This is a genomic window from Pseudomonas sp. B20(2017) (assembly GCF_002113125.1).
Taxonomy (GTDB): Bacteria; Pseudomonadota; Gammaproteobacteria; order Pseudomonadales; family Pseudomonadaceae; genus Aquipseudomonas.
In genome coordinates this window covers 209,537-230,928 of sequence record NZ_NEJP01000010.1, presented here as the reverse complement: position 1 = coordinate 230,928, position 21,392 = coordinate 209,537, and the positions used below count along the sequence as shown (strand labels likewise).

Below are 21,392 nucleotides of genomic sequence, written 5' to 3'. Positions count from 1 at the left end.
TTCAGGGTTGAACCCGGCCAACGGCCGGGTTCCAGGTTAAAAACTTCAATCAGGACAACACTTGACCCGTTGCCACCGTCAGCCCGTCATGCCACCACGCCGCCAGGCTGAAGACGTTGGGCGCCTTGAGAATCGTGAAGTGGTTGCCGGGGCCGTACCACACCGCCAGATCCCTGGCCTCGCGCTGCCAGCCTTCGAGCATCGCCGCCTGTTCGCGCTGGTTGCCCGAGGCGTCCAGCGTCGGGTCGTCCACCAGCGCCAGACGCACCGGCCCGGTGTAGGCCAGAACCGGCCGATAGACCGTGCGCAGCGCCGTGGCGAAGGTACGCACCGGGCCCTGCATCGCGTCAGCTGACGAGCGTTCGGACAGCACACCTGCGCGCACCATCCCCTCATGCAGCAGGCGCATTTGCGTGGTGTCGTCGGCCTCGGCGAAGGCCAGCGCATCAATGCCCAGAGACTTGCCGCTGGACAACTGCAGCGACTCGATCAGCCGCAATAACGCCGCTGTCGTGGTGTAAGGCTTGCCCACGACGCTGTTGCCACCCGGTGATTCGCTGTCGATCAGGGTCAGGGACGCCACTTCGCGCCCCGCCGCCTGCAACTGCGCCGCCATGGCGTAGGCCACCCAGCCACCGAATGAATGCCCGATCAGGTGCACCGGCCCCTGCGGGTACAACTGCTCAAGTGCCCGCAGGTAGAACGTAGCGGCGCTTTCGACCCGGCTGTGTGGCACCGTTGCGCCGTCGAGGCCTCGGGGTTGCAGCCCATGAATCGGCCACTCCGGCCCCAGCGCCTCAGTCAGATGAAGGAACCCGGTGACACTGTCGCCCGCCCCCGGCACGCAGAAAATCGGCGCATGCCCGATGTGACCGGTCTGAATGGTCAGAATAGGTTGATAGGCCGTTGGCGCCGGCACAGTTGCCGTTTCCAGCGCCTGAGTCAGGGCCTGCCCCAATGCCTGAACGTGGGGTGCTTTCATCATGCTCTGGTGATCGCCCGGCACATCAATGCAGTGCAGTTCCACACCTGGCAATTCTTCAGCCCAACCACGCGTTGGGCTCAGGCGTGACATTGGCGCCGAACGTTCCCTGGCGCGCAACAGATGCAACGGCAGACGGACCGGGTTGATCCGGTAATGAGCCAGCGCATGCCCGTGGGCCACTTCGCGGTCAAGGTAATGCCAGGCATCCGCCGAAGAGACAGCCGCCAGTTCGGGTCTGAGCAACTGCTGTTCCTGACAACGCTGGAACAAATCGACGAATTCCAGTTGCTCAAGCTCTGTCTGCAAAACGGCCAGTCGCGCAAGGGCTTGCTGCCCCTGGGTCTCGCGTCCCGCCCAATGCGCCGTGCAATGCAGAAGCAATTGGCGTTTGTGTACATGAACATCGTTCCAGCGCGCCTTGTCCGGATCGGCCAGACGTGGCACGTAGGAGTCGATCAGCCCGACAAACTCCACTGGCTCATCCATCCCGAGCAGTTGTGCCGCGATTTCATACGCCAGCACGCCACCGAATGACCAGCCGGCAAGCCGATAAGGGCCATGAGGCTGCCTGGCCCGGATAATCCCGACCAGCCTAGCCGCCAGGCACTCCATGGTCCGCAGTTGCGTCGATCCGGAATCGATACCCGGCAAACCGTAAATCGGGAACTCGCCGCCGATGTGCATACCCAGCGCCGGGAAGTACAGGTCCTGACCACTGAACTCATGCACCAGGAACAACGGCGCGCCCCCGTCGCCGGCACGCACCACAATCACCCCGTCCTGCGTCTGCGCCACACCATTGCGCTGGCACAACAGCGTGGCAGCGGCCTCGACGCTGGGATGCTGGAACAGCTCGGCCAGCGAAATCGCCATGCCGGCCTGCTGCATCAGCGAGACGAGACGTACCGCCAGCAGCGAATGCCCGCCCAGTTCGAAGAAGTTGTCTTGGCGACCTACCTGTGTGACCTCCAACACGTCGGCCCAGAGCGCTGCCAGAGAGGCCTCCAGAGAATTGGCCGGCGCTTCATAGGCACGGCTGAGCAACGCCTGCTGCGTCGGCGCCGGCAATGCCTTGCGATCGACCTTGCCGTTGTTGTTCAGTGGCAGGCTCGCCAGCGCCACCCACGCGGTCGGGATCATGTAGTCCGGCAACCTTGCTTTGAGCGATGCGTGCAGAGTGACGCTCTGTACGTCAGGGTCGTGTGCCGTGTAATAGGCCACCAGTCGGGTTGGCTCCTGTCCGTCGCGTCGGGCCAGCACCACCGCTTCCTTGACGCCCGGACAGCTCAACAGGCGGTTCTCGATTTCCCCGAGTTCGATCCGGAAACCGCGAATCTTCACCTGATCATCGTTGCGGCCGATGCATTCCAGTTGCCCCGGCGCCTGCCAGCGCACCAGGTCGCCGGTGCGATACATCAAGGCTTGCGGGTCGTCGCTGAACGGGTCGTGAAGGAATTTCTCGGCAGTCAGTTGTGGCCGATTCAGATAGCCCAGCGCAACACCCAGGCCACCGATGTACAACTCGCCGGTGACGCCGAACGGCACCGGTTGCTGCCGGGCATCGAGCACATACACGCGGGTATTGCCGATGGGGCCGCCAATCGAAACGCTGTCCGCATCGGGCGCCACCTCACGCACTTCGAAGGTGGTGGCGTACGTCGTTGTTTCAGTCGGGCCATAACAATGCACCAGGCGCAGGTCCGGTGCTTCGGCGAGCAGTTTCCGGAACGCCGCCGGATCGCCCCGCTCCCCGCCGCACAGCAGGATGCGCAGCCCTTTGAGCGCTTCGGAAATCAATTGCACGTACTGATTGAACAGCGCGGTGGTGACAAACAGGATGGTCGCCCCGCACCGGCTCAGCTCCCGACCGAATGCCTGTGGATCGAGCAAAACCGCATGATCGATCACGGCCACCTGACCACCGTTGAGCAGAGCGCCCCAGATATCCATGGTGCTTGCATCGAACGCCGGGTTCGACGCGAATGCCACCCGATCACTCGGGTTGAAATCGGCGTAACCGCTGTTGATCACAAGGCGGGTGATTCCGCGATGCGGCACCATGACGCCCTTCGGCGTGCCCGTGGAGCCCGAGGTGTACATGATGTACGCCAACGCTTCCGAGGACTGCGGCAGATCCGGGTTGTGCGAAGGACTCCCGGCGAGCGCCAGGGTGTCCAGATCCATTCGCCGTACCGGGTAATCGATGGCCTGATCGCTGCCGGTCAACAGCGCGACCGCCGCACAATCCTGCACCATGAATGCCTGACGCTCGGCGGGTGCGTTGATGTCCAGCGGCACATAGGCCGCCGCACACTTGATGATCGCCAACTGCGCGATCAACAGTTCCAGCGAACGTGGCAACAGGATCGCCACGTGATCACCGGGCCGCACGCCTTGAGCGATGAGATGATGTGCGAGACGGTTGGCGCTGCCATTCAAATCCCCGTAACTCAACGCCCGCATTCCGTGCACCGCCGCGACGGCTTGCGGTTGTTCAGCAGCATGCGTTTCGAACACGCGGTGCACGGTCAACACTTGCGGACAGTTCCGTGCAGTGGCGTTGAATTCGCCGAGCAATTGTTCGCGTTCCTGATCCTCGATGAGCTGCACGTGTTCCAGTGGTGCCTGGTCGTTGTTGACCATTGCCTGTAACAAGCGCTTGAAGTAACCGACATAGCGCCGCACCGTCGCCTCATCGAAGAGCGCTGTGGCGTACTCCAGCCAGCCACCCATTGCGCCGGGAGTTTCACCCAGCGTCAGGGTCAGATCGAACTTGGCGAAGTGACTCGGTTCGGCCACGGCTTCCAGGGTCAGATCCCCCAGCGCCAGTACCGGCCCGTCGCTGTTGCGCCAGTTGAACATGGTCTGGAACAGAGGGCTGTGGGCCAGGCTGCGGGGCGGTCGAACGATTTCGACCACTTGCTCGAATGGCAGGTCCTGATGGGCCTGCGCTTGCAAGGTCAGCGCCTTGACTCTCATCAGCAAGGTTTCGGTGCTCAACTCACCGCTGGTGTCGATGCGTAACGCCAGGGTATTGACGAACAACCCGATCAATCCGTCGATTTCCGCCCGGGACCGGTTGGCCACGGGCGAGCCAACCACCACATCGGGCTGCCCGGACAAGCGACCGAGCAGCATCGCCCAAGCGCTCAGCATCGTCATGTACAGCGTCACGCCATGGCGCTGGCTCAAGGCCTTGAGCCCGGCGCTCAAGCGCTCGTCCAGGCACACCTCGATGCTGCTACCGGCGTAATCCTGTTGCGACGGCCGTGGGCGGTCGGCAGGCAACGTCAGCAAGGCGGGCGCATCGGCCAGCGTGCGTTGCCAGTATTCGCTCTGGCGCTGCAAAACCTCCCCGCTCAGCCAGCGCCGCTGCCACACGGCATAGTCGGTGTATTGCAATGCCAGCGGTGGCAAAGGATCTGCCGCGCCCTGACTGAAAGCCTGATACAACGCCATCAGCTCGCGGGTCAGCACCTCCATCGACCAACCGTCGGAGATGATGTGATGCAAAGTAATCAACAGCACATGGTGATCGTCGGCCAGACGAACCAGTCGCCCGCGAATCAACGGATCGTTCTGCAAGTCAAACGGGCCGGAGGCTTCCCCCTGAATCAGTGCCTGCAAGGCTTCGTCGGCCATCGGGTGCTGGCGCAGGTCCTCCACACGCAGCAGCACGCCGCTGTCAGGCGGGGCAATCAGCACCTGAGCTTCGCCATCGAGCGGTGCGAATCGGCTGCGCAGACTTTCGTGCCGCGCGACAATCCGGGCCAGCGACCGCTGTAGCGCATCGGTGTCGAGCACACCGCGCAGACGCAGGCCAATGGGAATGTTGTAAGCCGTGTTGGCACCTTCCATCTGCGCCAGAAACCAGAAGCGCTGCTGGGAAAACGACAGCGGCAATGCGCCTTCCCGTGGCACCGGCAGGATCGGCGGCTGCGTCGAGCGTCCGGCCTGGGCAAGCGACTGAGCCACCGACGCCAGCTCAGCATTGGCGAACAACTCACCGAGCGCAAGCTCCACGCCCAGCCGCTGACGCACTTGCGCGACCATGCGCATGGCCAGCAACGAATGGCCGCCCAACTCAAAGAAATGATCCTGACGCCCTATCCGTTCGACCTGCAGAACCTCGGCCCAGATCTGCGCCAGCGTGCATTCCAGTTCGCCTTGTGGCGCCTCGTATTCGCGAGTGAGCAACGCCGTGCGCTCCGGCAACGGCAAGGCCTTGCGATCCAGTTTGCCGTTGGCGGTCAGCGGCAGGCTGTCGAGTCTGACGAACGCGACCGGCACCATGTACTCGGGCAACTGGCCCAGCAAATGCTCGCGCAGTTGCGCTACCGCCAGTGGCTGCACCTGCGCCTGCTCGGTGAAATAGGCCACCAGCCGTGGTTGTCCTGGCTCGTCTTCACGGGCCAGCAGCACCACTTCCTGAATGCCGGGAAGTTGCTGCAGACGGCTTTCGATTTCCCCCAGTTCGATGCGCATGCCGCGGATTTTCACTTGGTCATCGTTGCGCCCCAGGTATTCGATCGTCCCGTCCCGGCGCCAGCGGGCAAGGTCGCCGGTGCGATACAGACGCGCATTCGGGCGTTGACTGAACGGGTCCGGCAGAAAGCGTTCGGCGGTCAGTTGCGCACGGTTCAAGTAACCACGCGCCACGCCTCGGCCACCGATATACAGCTCGCCGGACACCCCGATCGGCACCGGACGTTGTTGGCCATCGAGCAGGTACACCGAGGTATTGCTCACCGGTTTACCAATGTGCAGTGCCTCCCCCGCCTCGATCCGTCCGGACGTGGCAACGACGGTGGCTTCGGTCGGGCCATAGTTGTTGATCACGTCGAAATGCTGATTGCGCGAAAACTGCCGCAAGCGATCGCCGCCGATCAGCAGGGTGCGCAATGTCGGGTGCTCGAGATGCCGGCTGAAGGCGTATTCGGCGACCGGGGTCGGCAGGAAACTCACGTCCAGCGGTTGCTCACACCACCAGGCCAGCAGCCCGTCGACGTCTTCGCCGCCGTCCTGCGCAGGCGCCAGGTGCAGGGTCGCACCGGCGCACAGAGCGGGCCAGACTTCCCATGCCATTGCGTCGAAGCCGAACCCCGCCAGACTCGACGTATGCCGGCCAGCGCACAAGTCGAAAGCGTTGCAATGCCAGTCGACCAGATTCGCCAACGTCTGGTGTTCGACCATCACGCCCTTGGGCAAACCGGTAGAACCGGATGTGTAGATCACGTAAGCCAGGTTCGCATCGGACAGCCCCGTCACCAGAGGATTGGTGTCATCACCTGAGCGCCAGGTGCGCGGGTCGAGATCGAGTATCGGCAGCTCTTGCGCCGGCAGCCTTGCGAGCAGGTCACTTGAGGTCAGGATCGCGACCGGTGCGCAATCACCCAGCAGATAATTCAAGCGTTCGGCCGGATGCGCGGGGTCGATCGGCACATAGCCGGCGCCAGCCTTGAAGACCGCAAGCAATCCGGCCAGCGTATCCAGTCCTCGACGGGCGACGATGGCAACCCGGTCATCCGGTTGCACACCCAGATCGATCAAGCGATGGGCCAGACGGTTGGCCTGGCGGTTCAGTTCGTCGAACGTCAGTTGCTTGTCCAGATGCACCGCCGCCAGTGCTTGCGGTCGCGCGACGACCTGCGCTTCGAAGCGTTGATGAATCGTCTGCCCGCGAACGTATTCGACATCGCTGGCGTTGAACCTCGTCAAAAGCTGTTCGCGCTCTGCGGCGGGCACCACCGACAGTTGATTCAACGGCGTATGCGGAGCTTGCTCCAATGCCTGCAACACATTTTCCATGGCGCACAACATATAGCCGCAGATCCGCTGCGCCTCGACCTCACGGGTCGCCAGCAGCGTCAGGCTGAAGTGATCGCCAAAGTCGTCGATGCTCAAGGTCAGCGGATAATTGGTGCGTTCCTCCGCATGCAGGACGCTGATCCCCTCCCACGCCGCGTGAGCTTCGGCACTGGCATTGGCACGCGAGGTGCTGTGCCGATAATTGAGCAGCGAATTGAACAGCGGCGAAGACCCGACCACCCCGCTGCAGCGCTGGGCCAACGCCAGCGGTGCGTGTTCATGGCGCAGCAGCGTCGTCAGACGTGCGTGGATAGCCTTCACCGCTTCGCTCGCGGCCTGCGTGCCGACCTCGACCCGCAGCGGCAAGGTATTGATGAAAATGCCGAGGGCGCGGTCGGTGGACTCCGCTCCCTGCATCCGTCCCATCAGCACCGTACCGAACACGACAGAAGACTTCCCGGTGAGGGCATTCAGAACCTGCCCCCAACCCAGATGGAACAGACTCGCGACACTCACCCCGAGCGAACTGGCGCTGGCTCGCAGGCGCTGCCCCAGCGACGGGTCAAGCGGCACACTGCACTCTTCGATGTCGCTGCCGTCGCCATGCACGCCTTGCAGACCAAACGGTAACGTCGGCTCGTCGATGTCACCGAGCATCTCGCGGAAAAAAGCTTCGTGTTCCGACTCACTGATGCCCAGTCGCGCCTGGGCGACATAATTGCGAAACGGCACCGGCGGCCCCAGTCTGGCGCTCAATCCTGACAGGCAAGCCTGCAATTCTTCGCTGACTACCGCGAGCGCCGAGTGATCCATTGCCATGTGGTGAAACAGCAACATCGCGACAATCCGCCCGGTCCCTGTATCCCGGGCATGGATCAGGCGCAATAGCGGCGCGCGTGTCACGTCGAGGCGAAAATGGCGGGCATCGTATCGCTCGTGCAACTGCTTCATGACATCGCCGTCAGCCGTGTCGAACTGCGCTTCTTCCACAGGCAGTTCGACGTTTCGCAAGACCACTTGCAACGGCGTGTCCAGTCCTTCCCAGACGATGGCGGTACGCAGAATGTCGTGGCGCTCAATCACGGTCCGCAAGGCATGAAGAAATGCCTCCAGCCGCTCGTGTCCGCTGAACGCGAAATGCGCTTGCATCACATACGGATCGCCCTGCTCAGCACTGACGTGGTGGTAGAGGATGCCCTGCTGCAACGGCGTCAGCGGGTAAATATCCTGGACATTGGCGCCACCGCCGGGCATCTGTGCGACGAGTTGATCGATGGCGTCCTGGCTCAGATCGGCCAGCGTCAGCATCGCCGGGGTGATCCGCGTTGCACCCGGTGGTATGCCATTGGCCGGCACTTCGACCTGCCCTACTCGTGCGGGCGAATAAACACCGGTCTCGATCAGCTCGATCAATGCCGGTTTGTGCTCGCGCAACGCCGCCAGCAACGCCGGTTCACTCAGGGCCTGCTTGTTGCCATTGACCCGCAATTGGCCGTCCGTGATTGCCAGCTGGATGTCTTTTCTCTTCAGCGTCGCCAACAGTTCATTCAATTTCACAGGACGATCTCCATTCTTTCCGTGATGGCTGCGTAACCAGCCAGAGTCGGTTGCTCGAACAGCGTCCGGACATCGGCTTCGATACCTTCCTGTTGCAGGCGCCCGATCAGGCTGACCGCCAGCAACGAATGCCCACCCAGCTCAAAGAAATGGTCTTGCCGTCCGACTCGCTCGACCTTGAGCAATTCGCACCACAGCCGCGCGAGGAGGATTTCCATCTCGCCGACCGGCGCTTCGTATTCGCGGTGACTGACCGCAGTCGAATCCGGTGCGGGCAGCGCCTTGCGATCCACCTTGCCGTTGGGACTCAGCGGCAGGCTGTCGAGCGCGACGAATGCCGACGGCACCATGTAATCGGGCACACGTGCGAGCAGGTGTTCGCGCAAGGCCTCGATCCCCGGCTGCCCGACCTCGGCGTGCCAGGTGAAGTACGCCACCAGACGTTCCTCACGCACCAGCACCACGGCTTCACGCAGCGCCGGATGGCTGAGCAGTTGCGCTTCGATCTCGCCCGGCTCCAGACGCAGGCCACGCAACTTGACCTGGAAGTCGTTGCGTCCGATGAATTCGAGCTGGCCATCGGCGCGGTAGCGCACCAGGTCGCCCGTGGCGTATAGCCGATCGCCGGCCACGAACGGGCTCGGGATAAACCGTTCGGCCATCAACTCGGGCAACCCCAGATAGCCCCGCGCAACCCCGGCACCGCCAATGAACAACTGACCGATGACGCCCATCGGCACCGGCTGTCCGGCCGCGTCGAGCACATACAGACGGGTGTTGTTAATCGGCCGTCCGATCGGCAATGAGCTTTCCGGCACTGGCATTGACGGCTCCAGCGTCCACACCGTGCTGTCTACCGTCGCTTCAGTCGGGCCGTAGACGTTGTGCAAGCGCACCTGCGGCAGACGCTCACGGACACGACGAGCCAGCGCCGGTGTCAGGTCGCCGCCGCCACAGAACACATCGGTGAGGCTGCAGCACTGGCTGACGTCGTCCAGTTCAAGGAAGTGTTGCAGCAACACCGGCACGAACTGGATCACGCTGATCCGCTGCTCACGAATCACCTGCGCCAGATACGCCGGGTCGCGATGTCCTTCAGGACGCGCCATGACCAGACGCAGCCCGGCGCTCAGAGGCCAGAACAGCTCCCAGACCGAGGCATCGAAACTGAACGGGGTTTTCTGCAACAAGGCACCGTCCGTCACGGCGGGACACAGCTGCGAACTCCAGTGCAGCAGGTTGCCCACGCCACGGTGCTCGACCATCACGCCCTTCGGCGCACCGGTCGAACCGGAGGTGTAGATCACGTAAGCCAGGTTCGAAGCGCTCAGGCCCGGTACTTGCGGGTTGTCCTCCGGGTTGGATGTCCATTGCGCCTGATCCAGATCGATCACCCGTGCAGTGCTCTCGCCCAGCAACTCACGCGTCGCCCCGTGCACCAGAACCGTTATCGGCGCGCTGTCCTTGAGCATGTAATCCAGACGTTCCGCCGGGTACGCCGGGTCCAGCGGCACATAGGCACCCCCAGCCTTGAGGATGCCGAGCAGACCGACTACCAGTTCCAGTCCGCGCTCGACACAGATCGCCACCCGCGAATCCGGCCCTACGCCCAGCTCACGCAGGTGATGTGCAAGACGGTTGGCCTGAGCATTGAGCTCCGCATAAGTCAGTTGCCGTTCGCCGGCCTGCACTGCCACGGCTTGCGGCGTGCGTTGGACTTGCGCCTCGAACAGCCCGTGAACGGTTTGCTCCAGATCGTCTGCGGTGCCGGTGACGTTAAGGTCGTAAAGCACCCGTTGACGCTCTGAGCCGTCAAGAATCGGCAAGCTGTTCAGCGGCTGATCCGGCGCCTGCTCCAGAGCATCCGCCAGTGTCTCCAGAGCGGTCTGCATGTAGTCGCAGATGCGCTGCGAACCGATGCTCGCCGGGGTCATGGCGGTGAGCACAAAACCACTGCCCAGATCGTCGACGCCCAGACTCAGCGGATAGTTGGTGCGTTCCTCGCTGCTCAGGGTCTCGATGCCTTGCCAGGCCTGACGCACGTTTTGCTGTTGCGCCTCGTCGGCGCTGTGCCGGTAGTTGAGCATCGCACTGAACAACGGCGACGGCGCGGCCACGCCGCTGCAACGCTGGGCCAGCGCCAGCGATGCGTGCTCATGGCCGAGCAGCGCGCTCAGACGTGCATGCGTCGCCCGAGCCCCTTCGCGCACCGGGGTTGCCCCCAGATCGACCCGCAGCGGCAAGGTGTTGATGAACATCCCCAGTGCCCGGTCTGCGCCTTCGCCGCCCTGCATCCGGCCCATCAGCACCGTGCCGAACACCACGCGCTCCTGCCCCGACGTCGCAGCCAGTACCTGCGCCCACGCGAGGTGGAACAGGCTGGCCACGCTGATGCCCAGTTGCCGGGCCAGGCTGCGCAGACGCTGACCGGTCGCAGCGGTCAGGACCTGTCGGGTTTCCTCGATGTCGCGACCGTCTCCCTGCACATCCTGCATGCCGAACGGCAGGGTCGGCTCGTCAATGTCGCCGAGCATGTCGCGGAAAAACGTTTCATGCTCCTGCTCGCTGACACCCAGCCGCGCCTGCGCCACGTAGTTGCGGTAAGGCACGGCCGTGCCCAAAGAGTCTTCGTGCCCTTGCAGACAGGCGAGCATTTCGTGCTGCACCACCTCCAGCGCGGTGTGATCGAGCACGACATGGTGGAACAGCAACATTGCAACCACCCGCTCGTGGACGGGATCACGGGCATACACCAGACGCAGCAACGGAGCCTGACTGATGTCGAGGCGGTAGTGTCGGGCATCGAAGCGCCCGTGCAACTGCTCTAGGACATCGCCATCCGCCGGGTCAAGCACGATTTCCTGCACCGGCAGTTCGACGTGACGCCACACGACTTGCATCGGCGTGGCCAGTTCTTGCCAGATCACCGCCGTGCGCAGGATGTCATGGCGTGCAATGACCTGACGCAGCGCTGCTGCAAAGCTGTCGACACGTTCGAGGCTGTCGAAGGACAACCGCGATTGCAGCAGATAGGGATCTCCCCCGGTTGCCGTAATGTGGTGATAAAGAATGCCTTCCTGCAACGGCGCCAACGGGTAAATATCCTGCACGTTCGCCGCACCGCCCGGCACCGAGGCGACGATCCGGTCGATGCTTGGCTGATCCAGCTCGGTCAGGCTCAGCAGGTCCGGGGTGATGTGGGTGCAACCAGGCGGAATGCGATTGGCCGGCACTTCGATTTCGCGGCCGCTGCCCACCGCTGCGGCCAGGGCTGCCAGAGTTGGCTGGCTGAACAACACACGCACATCGGTGCTCAGGCCGATCTGGCGCATACGTTCGATCAGGCTCACGGCCAATAACGAGTGGCCACCCAGTTCGAAGAAGTTGTCGTGGCGACCGACTTTTTCCAGCTTCAGGACATCGGCCCAGATCTTCGCCAGCGCGGTTTCCACCGGGCCTTGCGGGGCTTCGTATTCACGGCTGAGCCATGCGCTTTGATCCGGCTCCGGCAAGGCCTTGCGGTCGAGTTTGCCGTTGGCGGTCAGCGGCAAGGTGTCGAGGCGCACGTAAGCCGCCGGGATCAGGGCTTGCGGCAAACGGGTTTGCAGATGATTGCGCAAGGCCTCGAGATCAGTCGGCGCACGCTCGGTGAACCACACCAGCAATTGACCGTCGCGCACCAGCGCCACCGCCTCTTGCACCGCCGGATGGCTGGCCAGCGCGGCTTCGATTTCCCCCAGTTCAACCCGCACGCCACGCAGTTTGACCTGATCGTCGTTGCGGCCCTGGTACTCGATGTTGCCGTCCGCCAGCCAGCGTGCGAGGTCGCCAGTACGATACATGCGCCCGTCGTTGAACGGATCCTTCAGGAAGCGTTCGGCAGTCAGCTCGGGACGATTCAAGTAACCCCGCGCAACACCGGCGCCAGCCACATACAACTCGCCCGTCACACCCACCGGCACCGGACGTTGCTGGTCATCGAGCAGATAGATACGGGCGTTGGCAATCGGTCGGCCGATGTGTAGCGACTGACCGACTTCGACCGGGCCGGAGGTGGCGACCACGGTGGCCTCGGTCGGGCCGTAGTTGTTGATCACGGCGAAGGTCTGCTCGCGACTGAACTGACGCAGCTTGTCGCCGCCGATCAGCAAGGTGCGCAGGGTCGGATGTTGCAACTCGCGGCTGAACGCGTATTCGGCCACCGGCGTCGGCAAAAAGCTGACCTGCAACGGCTGCGCTCGCCACCAGTCGAGCAGTTCGTCCAGATGTTCGTTGCTCACCGATGCCGGCGGCAGGTGCAAGGTCGCGCCGACGCACAGTGCCGGCCAGACTTCCCACGCCATGGCATCGAAACCGAAACCGGCCACGCTGGCGGTATGGCTGCCGGCGTGCAGGTCGAACGCTTCGGCGTGCCAGTGCACGAGGTTTTCCAGAGTGGCGTGTTCGACCATCACGCCCTTCGGCTGCCCCGTGGAACCCGAGGTGTAGATCACGTAGGCCAGGTTGTCCGGCGTAAAATCGGCGACCTGAGGGTTGGCAACCGACAGGTCTTGCCAGGTCTCGTGGGCGAGATCAATCACCGGCACGCCCGCCTGATCCGGCAATGTGACGTCGCGAACCAGCACCGCCACCGGCGCACTGTCGGCCAGCATGTAAGCGATACGCTCGGTCGGATAAGCCGGGTCGACCGGTACATAGGCGGCGCCGGCCTTGAGGATCGCCAATAACCCGACCAGCATTTCCGGGCCACGCTTGAGACAGATCGCCACTCGCGTATCCAGGCCGACACCCATCCCGCGCAAATGATGGGCCAGCTGATTGGCGCGCTGATTCAGTTGCATGAACGTCAGGCGCTGCGTGCCCGCCTGAACCGCCACGGCATCCGGCGCCCGCAGGACCTGCGCTTCGAACAGTCGGTGAACACCTTGCGCTGACGGGTAAACGGCAGTGCTCGCGTTGAAGTCTCCTAGCACCCGTTGGCGCGCCGCCGGTGACAGGACGTCCAGTCGATCAAAGGCTTGTTCAGGATTGTCAGTCAACGCGGTCGCCAGTTCTGCCAGCGCGGTGAGCATCAGCTCGCCGACGCGCTGTGCCCCCACATGATCCGGGGTCAGCACCGACAAGTTGAAGCCATCGCCGAGATCGTTGACGCTAAGGGTCAGCGGATAATTCGTGCGCCCGTCCTGGGCCAGAAATTCGATCCCCTGCCAGGCTTGATCGGCAGCCTGTCGCTCAGTGTCATGACCACCGTGTCGATAATTGAGGACCGCACTGAACAGCGGTAACGGCGCGGCAACGGCGCTGCAACGCTGAGCCAGTGCCAGCGACGCATGTTCGTGTCCCAGTAAAGCGGCCAACCGCTCATGACCCACTCGAACCGCTTCGCGCACACGCTGCCCGTCAACCTCCACGCGCAGCGGCAAGGTGTTGATGAACATCCCCAATGCCCGATCCGCGCCTTCGCCGCCTTGCATGCGGCCCAGCAGCACGGTGCCGAACACCACGCTCTGGCGCCCGGAAGTCGCCGCCAGTACCCGCGCCCAGGCGAGATGAAACAGGCTCGCGACACTGACCCCGTATTGCCGCGCCTGACGGCGCAAGTGCCGATTCAAATCCAGCGGCAGCGCCAGCGAGTGCTCCTCGATGCTTCGGCCATCACCCTGTACGTCCTGCAAACCGAATGGCAGGGTCGGCTCGTCAATATCGCCGAGCATTTCGCGAAAGAAGGTTTCGTGTTCTTCCTCGCTGATACCCTGGCGGGCCTGATGGACGTAGTTGCGGTATGGCGCGGCGGGCGGTAAAGGCTCGAGCTGTTCCGCCAGGTACACCTGCATGTCCCGGCGAACCACCTCCAGTGCGGTGTGATCCAGCACGACGTGATGAAACAACAGCACGCCCACCACCCGGTCATGCGCCGGATCCTCGGCATACATCAGACGGATCAGCGGTGCCTGACCGAGGTCGAGGCGAAAATCCCGGGCGTCGAATCGTGCGCGCAACTGATGGCGGACATCGCCATCCTGCGGATTCAAAGCGACCGACTGCACCCTCAGCTCAGCCTCCCGCCATACCACTTGCTGAGGGCTCGGCAACCCTTCCCAAACCAGGCTGGTGCGCAGAATGTCGTGGCGCGCAATCACCTTTTGCAAGGCGCTGGCAAAAGCACGCAGGCGCTCGACGCTGGCAAAGGCCAGACGCGATTGCAACAAGTAGGGATCGCCTTCGGCAGCGCTCAAATGGTGATAAAGAATGCCTTCCTGCAACGGCGCCAGCGGGTAAATGTCCTGCACGTTGGCCGCGCCGCCCGGTACCGAGGCGACGATGCGGTCGATGCTCGGCTGATCCAGCTCGGTCAGGCTCAGCAAGTCCGGGGTGATGTGGGTGCAACCTTCAGGAATGCGGTTGGCCGGCACTTCGATTTCGCGACCGCTGCCCACCGCTGCGGCCAGGGCTGCCAGAGTTGGCTGGCTGAACAACACACGCACATCGGTGCTCAGGCCGATCTGGCGCATACGTTCGATCAGGCTCACGGCCAATAACGAGTGGCCACCCAGTTCGAAGAAGTTGTCGTGGCGACCGACTTTTTCCAGCTTCAGGACATCGGCCCAGATCTTCGCCAGCGCGGTTTCCACCGGGCCTTGCGGGGCTTCGTATTCACGGCTGAGCCATGCGCTTTGATCCGGCTCCGGCAAGGCCTTGCGGTCGAGTTTGCCGTTGGCGGTCAGCGGCAAGGTGTCGAGGCGCACGTAAGCCGCCGGGATCAGGGCTTGCGGCAAACGGGTTTGCAGATGATTGCGCAAGGCCTCGAGATCAGTCGGCGCACGCTCGGTGAACCACACCAGCAATTGACCGTCGCGCACCAGCGCCACCGCCTCTTGCACCGCCGGATGGCTGGCCAGCGCGGCTTCGATTTCCCCCAGTTCAACCCGCACGCCACGCAGTTTGACCTGATCGTCGTTGCGGCCCTGGTACTCGATGTTGCCGTCCGCCAGCCAGCGTGCGAGGTCGCCAGTACGATACATGCGCCCGTCGTTGAACGGATCCTTCAGGAAGCGTTCGGCAGTCAGCTCGGGACGATTCAAGTAACCCCGCGCAACACCGGCGCCAGCCACATACAACTCGCCCGTCACACCCACCGGCACCGGACGTTGCTGGTCATCGAGCAGATAGATACGGGCGTTGGCAATCGGTCGGCCGATGTGCAGCGACTGACCGACTTCGACCGGGCCGGAGGTGGCGACCACGGTGGCCTCGGTCGGGCCGTAGTTGTTGATCACGGCGAAGGTCTGCTCGCGACTGAACTGACGCAGCTTGTCGCCGCCGATCAGCAAGGTGCGCAGGGTCGGATGTTGCAACTCGCGGCTGAACGCGTATTCGGCCACCGGCGTCGGCAAAAAGCTGACCTGCAACGGCTGCGCTCGCCACCAGTCGAGCAGTTCGTCCAGATGTTCGTTGCTCACCGATGCCGGTGGCAGGTGCAAGGTCGCACCGACGCACAACGCCGGCCAGACTTCCCAGGCCATGGCATCGAAACCGAACCCGGCGACGCTGGCGGTGTGGCTGCCGGCGTGCAGGTCGAACGCTTCAGCGTGCCAGTGCACGAGGTTTTCCAGAGTGGCGTGTTCGACCATCACGCCTTTCGGCTGGCCGGTGGAACCCGAGGTGTAGATCACGTAGGCCAGATGTTCCGGGGTCAGGTCTGGCAACTGTGGATTGCCGTCCGGCAGATGCTGCCAGTCTTCGCTGTCCAGATTGATCACTGGCACGGCGCCCAGCAGATTGCGGGTGGCCGTCTGTGCTAGCACCGCCACCGGGTCGCTGTCCTGCAACAGGTAAGCGATGCGCTCTGCCGGATGCGCCGGATCGACGGGGACGTAACCGGCGCCGGCCTTGAAGATTGCCAGAAGCCCGACCAGCATTTCCGGGCCACGGTGCACGCAGATCGCCACGCGATCATCCGGTTGCACGCCGAGACCGATCAAATGGTGGGCCAGTCGGTTGGCGCGGCGGTTCAACCCGTCGTAGCTCAGGCTTTGTCTGCCCTGTTCCACTGCCACAGCGTCAGGCTGGAGCGCCACTCGCTCTTCAAACAATTGGTGCACAACATGACCATGGGCAAAGTCGCGACCGGTGACATTGAAGCCGACCAACACACGCTGACGCTCGGCCGCCGACAAAATTGACACCTGACTCAATGGCGCATTGCGGTCTTGTTCCAGTGCGCTCAGCAAATTGTGCAACGCCGTTTGCAGGTAATCGCAGACCCGCGCACCGTCCACTTCCGGCACTGCCTGTACAGAGAGCCGGAATCCCTGCCCAAGGTCGTCAACGCTGACCACCAGCGGATAGTTGCTGCGTTCACGAGAGTCGAGAATCCGGATGCCTTCCCATCCCGGCGTGGCCGACTGCTCCGCACTATGGCGATAGTTGAGCAGCGTGTTGAACAGCGGTTCTGACCCCGTCACGCCACTGCAACGTTGCGCCACCATCAGTGACGCTTGCTCGTGTACCAGCAGTTGCGCCAGTCGCTCATGGGTTGCCCTGACACCCGCCTCCACCGCTGTCGCCCCGACACTGACCAGCAGCGGCAGCGTGTTGATGAACATACCCAGCGAACGGTCGGCGCCCTCGCCACCCTGCATGCGCCCCAGCAGCACGGTGCCGAATACCACGTCTTCGCGCCCGCAGACCTGTGCAAGCACCTGGCCCCAGGCCTGATGCACCAGGCTCGCCACACTGATGCCCAGCTCGCGGGCCTGTTTGCGCAGACGCCCGGCAAGGCCTTCATCCAGTGCCAGCTCACTGTCCACAATGCGGCTGCCATCGCCGAGTACGTCGCGCAAACCGAACGCCAATGTCGGCTCAACGATGTCGCCGAGCATGTCGCGAAAGAATGCTTCCTGTGTCGCCGCATTCGAACCGAGTCGGGCCTGTGCGACATAGTTGCGATATTGCACGGGGTACGGCAGCGCGTCGGCTTGCCCGTGAAGTGTTTCGCCCATCTCGGCCACCAGCACCTCAAGCGCCGTGTGGTCGAGAACGATGTGGTGCAACAGCAAGATCCCGACCCAGCGGTTCTGCAACGGATCCTCGGTGTAGGCGAAACGCATCAACGGCGCACGCTGCAAGTCCAGGCGATAGTGTCGCGGATCGAAGCGCGCCTGCATTTGCTGCAACACATCACCGTCCTGCGGATCGGCATCCACCCGCTCCAGCGCCAGCGGCGCCGCACGCCACACCACTTGCACCGGCTCCTCGAGGTTTTCCCTGACCACGCTGGTACGCAGGATGTCGTGCCGGGCGATGACGCTGTTCAGCGCGCGGACAAATGCCTTGATCTGTGCCAGTCCGTCGAAGGCGAACTGCGCTTGCAACACATAGGGGTCACCGTCGGCAGTCGCCAGATGGTGATAGAGAATCCCCGCTTGCAACGGGGCCAGGGCGTAGATGTCCTGTACGTTGTCGATACCGCCGTCAACGGTTTCGACGACACGGTCGATGGACGCTTGATCCAGCGTGACCAGTGGCAGCATGTCCGGGGTGATACGGGTGCAACCGGGTTCGATGCGATTGGCCGGCACGCTGACCGTGGTATCCCCTCCCAACGTCGCGGCCAGTGCCGCCACGCTCGGCTGGCCGAACAGCACGCGAACGTCGCATTGCATGTCCTGTTGACGCATGCGCTCGATCAGCTTCACCGCCAGCAGCGAATGGCCGCCCAGCTCGAAGAAATTGTCATGCCTGCCCACTCGGTCCAGCCCAAGCAAGGTTTGCCAGATCGCTGCGATGCGGGCTTCGATCTCGCCCTGCGGCGCTTCAAAATCACGTCGGGCGAAGGCCTCATTGTTCGGCTGCGGCAACGCCTTGCGATCCAGCTTGCCGTTGGCGGTCAGCGGGAAGGCGTCGAGACGCACGAACGCGCCCGGCACCATATAGTCGGCCAGCGACACCAGCAGGTGATCGCGCAATTGCGCAACGCTTGGCTCTCCACCTTCGGCGGCCAGCCAGTACGCCACCAGACGCGTGTCTCCAGGGCTGTTCTCGCGCGCGATCACCACCGCATCGCGCACGCCGTCGCAGGATGACAGGCGTGCCTGAATCTCGCCGAGTTCGATACGGAAACCACGGATCTTCACCTGATCGTCATTGCGTCCCAGGTATTCAAGCTCGCCTTCCAGCGTCCACCGTGCCAGATCGCCGGTCTTGTATAAACGCGCGTGGGCATGCCCGCTGAACGGGTCGGCGATGAAACGTTCGGCGGTCAACGCCTCACGATTCAGATAACCACGGGCAACCCCGGCGCCGCCAACGTAAAGTTCTCCAACGACCCCGGCCGGCACCGGCTCCCGGCGGGCATCGAGGACGTACAGTTGCAGGTCGGGAATGCGCACCCCAATCGGGCTGCTCGCGGTCAATTGCGCGTCTGCCGCCACCAGCGGTCGATAGGTCACATGCACCGTGGTTTCAGTGATGCCGTACATGTTCACCAGCCGGGTGCCGGCGTTGCCGATCCGCGCGTACCAGGGTTTGAGCGACCCAGGCTCCAGCGCCTCACCGCCGAAAATCACTTCGCGCAACGAATGCTGCAACGGACTGCGCTCCTGGGCGGCGATCAACTGGCGGAACGCGCTCGGCGTCTGGTTGAGCACGGTGACGCCCGTTCGGCAGAGCAACGCGTAGCACTCGTCCGGCGAGCGGCTGATGCGCTGCGGCACCACCAGCAACTGACCGCCATACGCCAGCGCGCCCCAGATTTCCCAGACCGAGAAGTCAAAGGCAAACGAATGAAACAACGCCCAGACGTCTTGCGCATTGAACCGGAACCAGTCGTGGGTCGCGCCAAACAGGCGTGCCACGTTGCGGTGTTCGACCATCACCCCTTTGGGCAGCCCGGTGGAGCCAGAGGTGTAGATCACATAGGCCAGATGCGCCGGATTCAAGTCCGGGATCTGCGGGTTGAATTCGGGTTCGGTCTGCAAAGCGTGGTCGTCGAGGTCGATCTGCGGCACGGATAGCCCGGCCACCCGATCCAGCGTCGCCGCCTGCATCAACACCGCTATCGGTGCACTGTCTTGCAGGGTGAAGGCAATCCGTTCCAGCGGATAGGCCGGGTCGATCGGCACATAACCGGCACCCGCCTTGAGCACGCCCAGCAAACCGACAATCATCTGCGGGCCGCGCTCGACGCAAATGGCTACCCGGTCATCCGGGCGGATGCCCAGGGCGAGCAAGCGATGGGCCACCCGGTTGGCCTGTCGGTTGATTGCGTCGTAACTGTACGTCCTGTCCTCGAACAACAATGCGACGGCGTCGGGCCGAGCGTGCGCATGTGCTTCGAATCGCTGATGGATCATCGGCGCGTCGGGAAACTTCGCCTGCGGCGTATTGACGCCAGACAACCAGTGCTCACGCTCGGCTGACGGCAAGATGTTCAGGCTGTGCATGGCGGCTTGCGGATTGTTCTGCAACGCATCGGCGAGATTTTCCAGCGCCGTACGCAGATACCCGGCGATTCGTGAGGCGCCGAGCGTCACGTCGGCCAACGCCGTGATACGCAGATCCTGACCCAGGTCGTCGATGTTGATGGTCAGCGGGTAATTGGTGCGCTCGCGGGCACCCAGCACCTGCACCCCCGGCGACAACTCGATCACCTCGGCGACTTCTTCCACGCTGCTGTGGCGGTAGTTGAGCATCGCGCTGAACAGCGGCGTCGGCACCGCCACCGCACTGCAACGCTGGGCCAGTGCCAGGGACGCCTGCTCATGGGCAAGCAGCGCGGTCAGACGCCGATGCGTCGCCAGCACGCTGTCATGAACGCTCGACTCGCCGACATCCACCCGCAACGGCAAGGTATTGATGAACATCCCCAATGCCTGTTCGACGCCCTCCGCGGCGTTCATCCGCCCCAGCAGAACCGTGCCGAACACCACCGCCGTGCGCCCGGACAACTGCCCCAGCACGCGCGCCATGGCCAGGTGCATCAGGCTCGCCACGCTCACGCCCAGTTGCCGCGCCTGAGTGCGCAGACGCTGGCTCAGATCGCCTTCAAGCATGCACGAGACTTCCTCGATGCCCTGACCGTCACCCTGCACATCGTGCAAGCCACCGGGCAGAGTCGGCTCGTCGATGTCACCGAGCATCTCGCGGAAAAATGCTTCGTGCGCCTGCTCATCCGACTCCAGACGTGCCCTCGCCAGATGGTCGCGAAACGGCACCGCCCTACCGACTTCGGCGTCGCGACCGGACAGATAAGCCTGAATCTCACGGCGTACCACATCGAGCGCGAGGTGATCCATGATCATGTGATGGAACAGCAACAATGCAACCACCCGGTCGTTGACCGGATCCTCGGCGAACACCAGTCGCAGCAACGGGGCCTGTTGCAGGTCGAGGCGAAAGAGTCGTGGGTCGTGGCGTGCCAGCAATTGCGTGAGCACGTCCTTGCGGTGATTGAGTTCAACTTCCTCACAGACCAGCGGGGCTTCGCGCCAGACCACTTGCACAGGTTCGTCCAGACGCTCCCAGACGAACGAAGTGCGCAGAATGTCGTGGCGGTCGATCACCCGACGCAACGCGTCAGTAAATGTGTCCAGCCGTTCGCGACTGTCGAAGGTGAACCGCGCCTGCGACACGTAGGGGTCCCCTTCCGGCGCGCTGAGGTGGAGATAAAGCAGACCTTCCTGCAACGGCGCCAGCGGATAAATGTCCTGCACATTCGCCACGCCACCCGGCACGGTGGCGACGATTCGGTCGATGGCCGGCTGATCCAGTTGCACCAGCGGCAGCATGTCCGGGGTGATACGCAGCGCCGGGCTCGACCAGTCGCCGCCGTGGCTCGCCACCAGTTCCAGCAACTGCGCCTTGTGTTTGGCGAGGCTGTCCCAAAGCGCGTCGTCCAGCGCGTCGTCGTCGCCCAGAATGACCAGGTCTTCATCGTCCTGTTGAAGGCGGATCGCATGGGTGGAAATAACAGCCATCAGCTCGCGAAATTGCATGGGGGTAACCTGCTGTAAATTCGGGAAAAAGGAGCGCGCAGCGGCGA

2 protein-coding genes are annotated in these 21,392 nt (G+C 63.3%); both read right to left on the bottom strand.

Annotated features, from left to right (window positions below):
- Window positions 1-49: 49 nt before the first annotated feature.
- On the bottom strand, window positions 50-8,350 hold the full coding sequence (locus CAF63_RS16715; protein ID WP_085686525.1) for a non-ribosomal peptide synthetase: 8,301 nt from the start codon (window positions 8,348-8,350) through the stop codon (window positions 50-52).
- Window positions 8,347-21,345 carry a non-ribosomal peptide synthetase gene (locus tag CAF63_RS16710; RefSeq protein ID WP_085686523.1) on the bottom strand — a complete coding sequence of 4,333 codons (12,999 nt, stop codon included), beginning with the start codon at window positions 21,343-21,345 and terminating at the stop codon, window positions 8,347-8,349. Before CAF63_RS16710 ends, CAF63_RS16715 begins: the two co-directional genes overlap by 4 nt.
- Window positions 21,346-21,392: the final 47 nt, after the last annotated feature.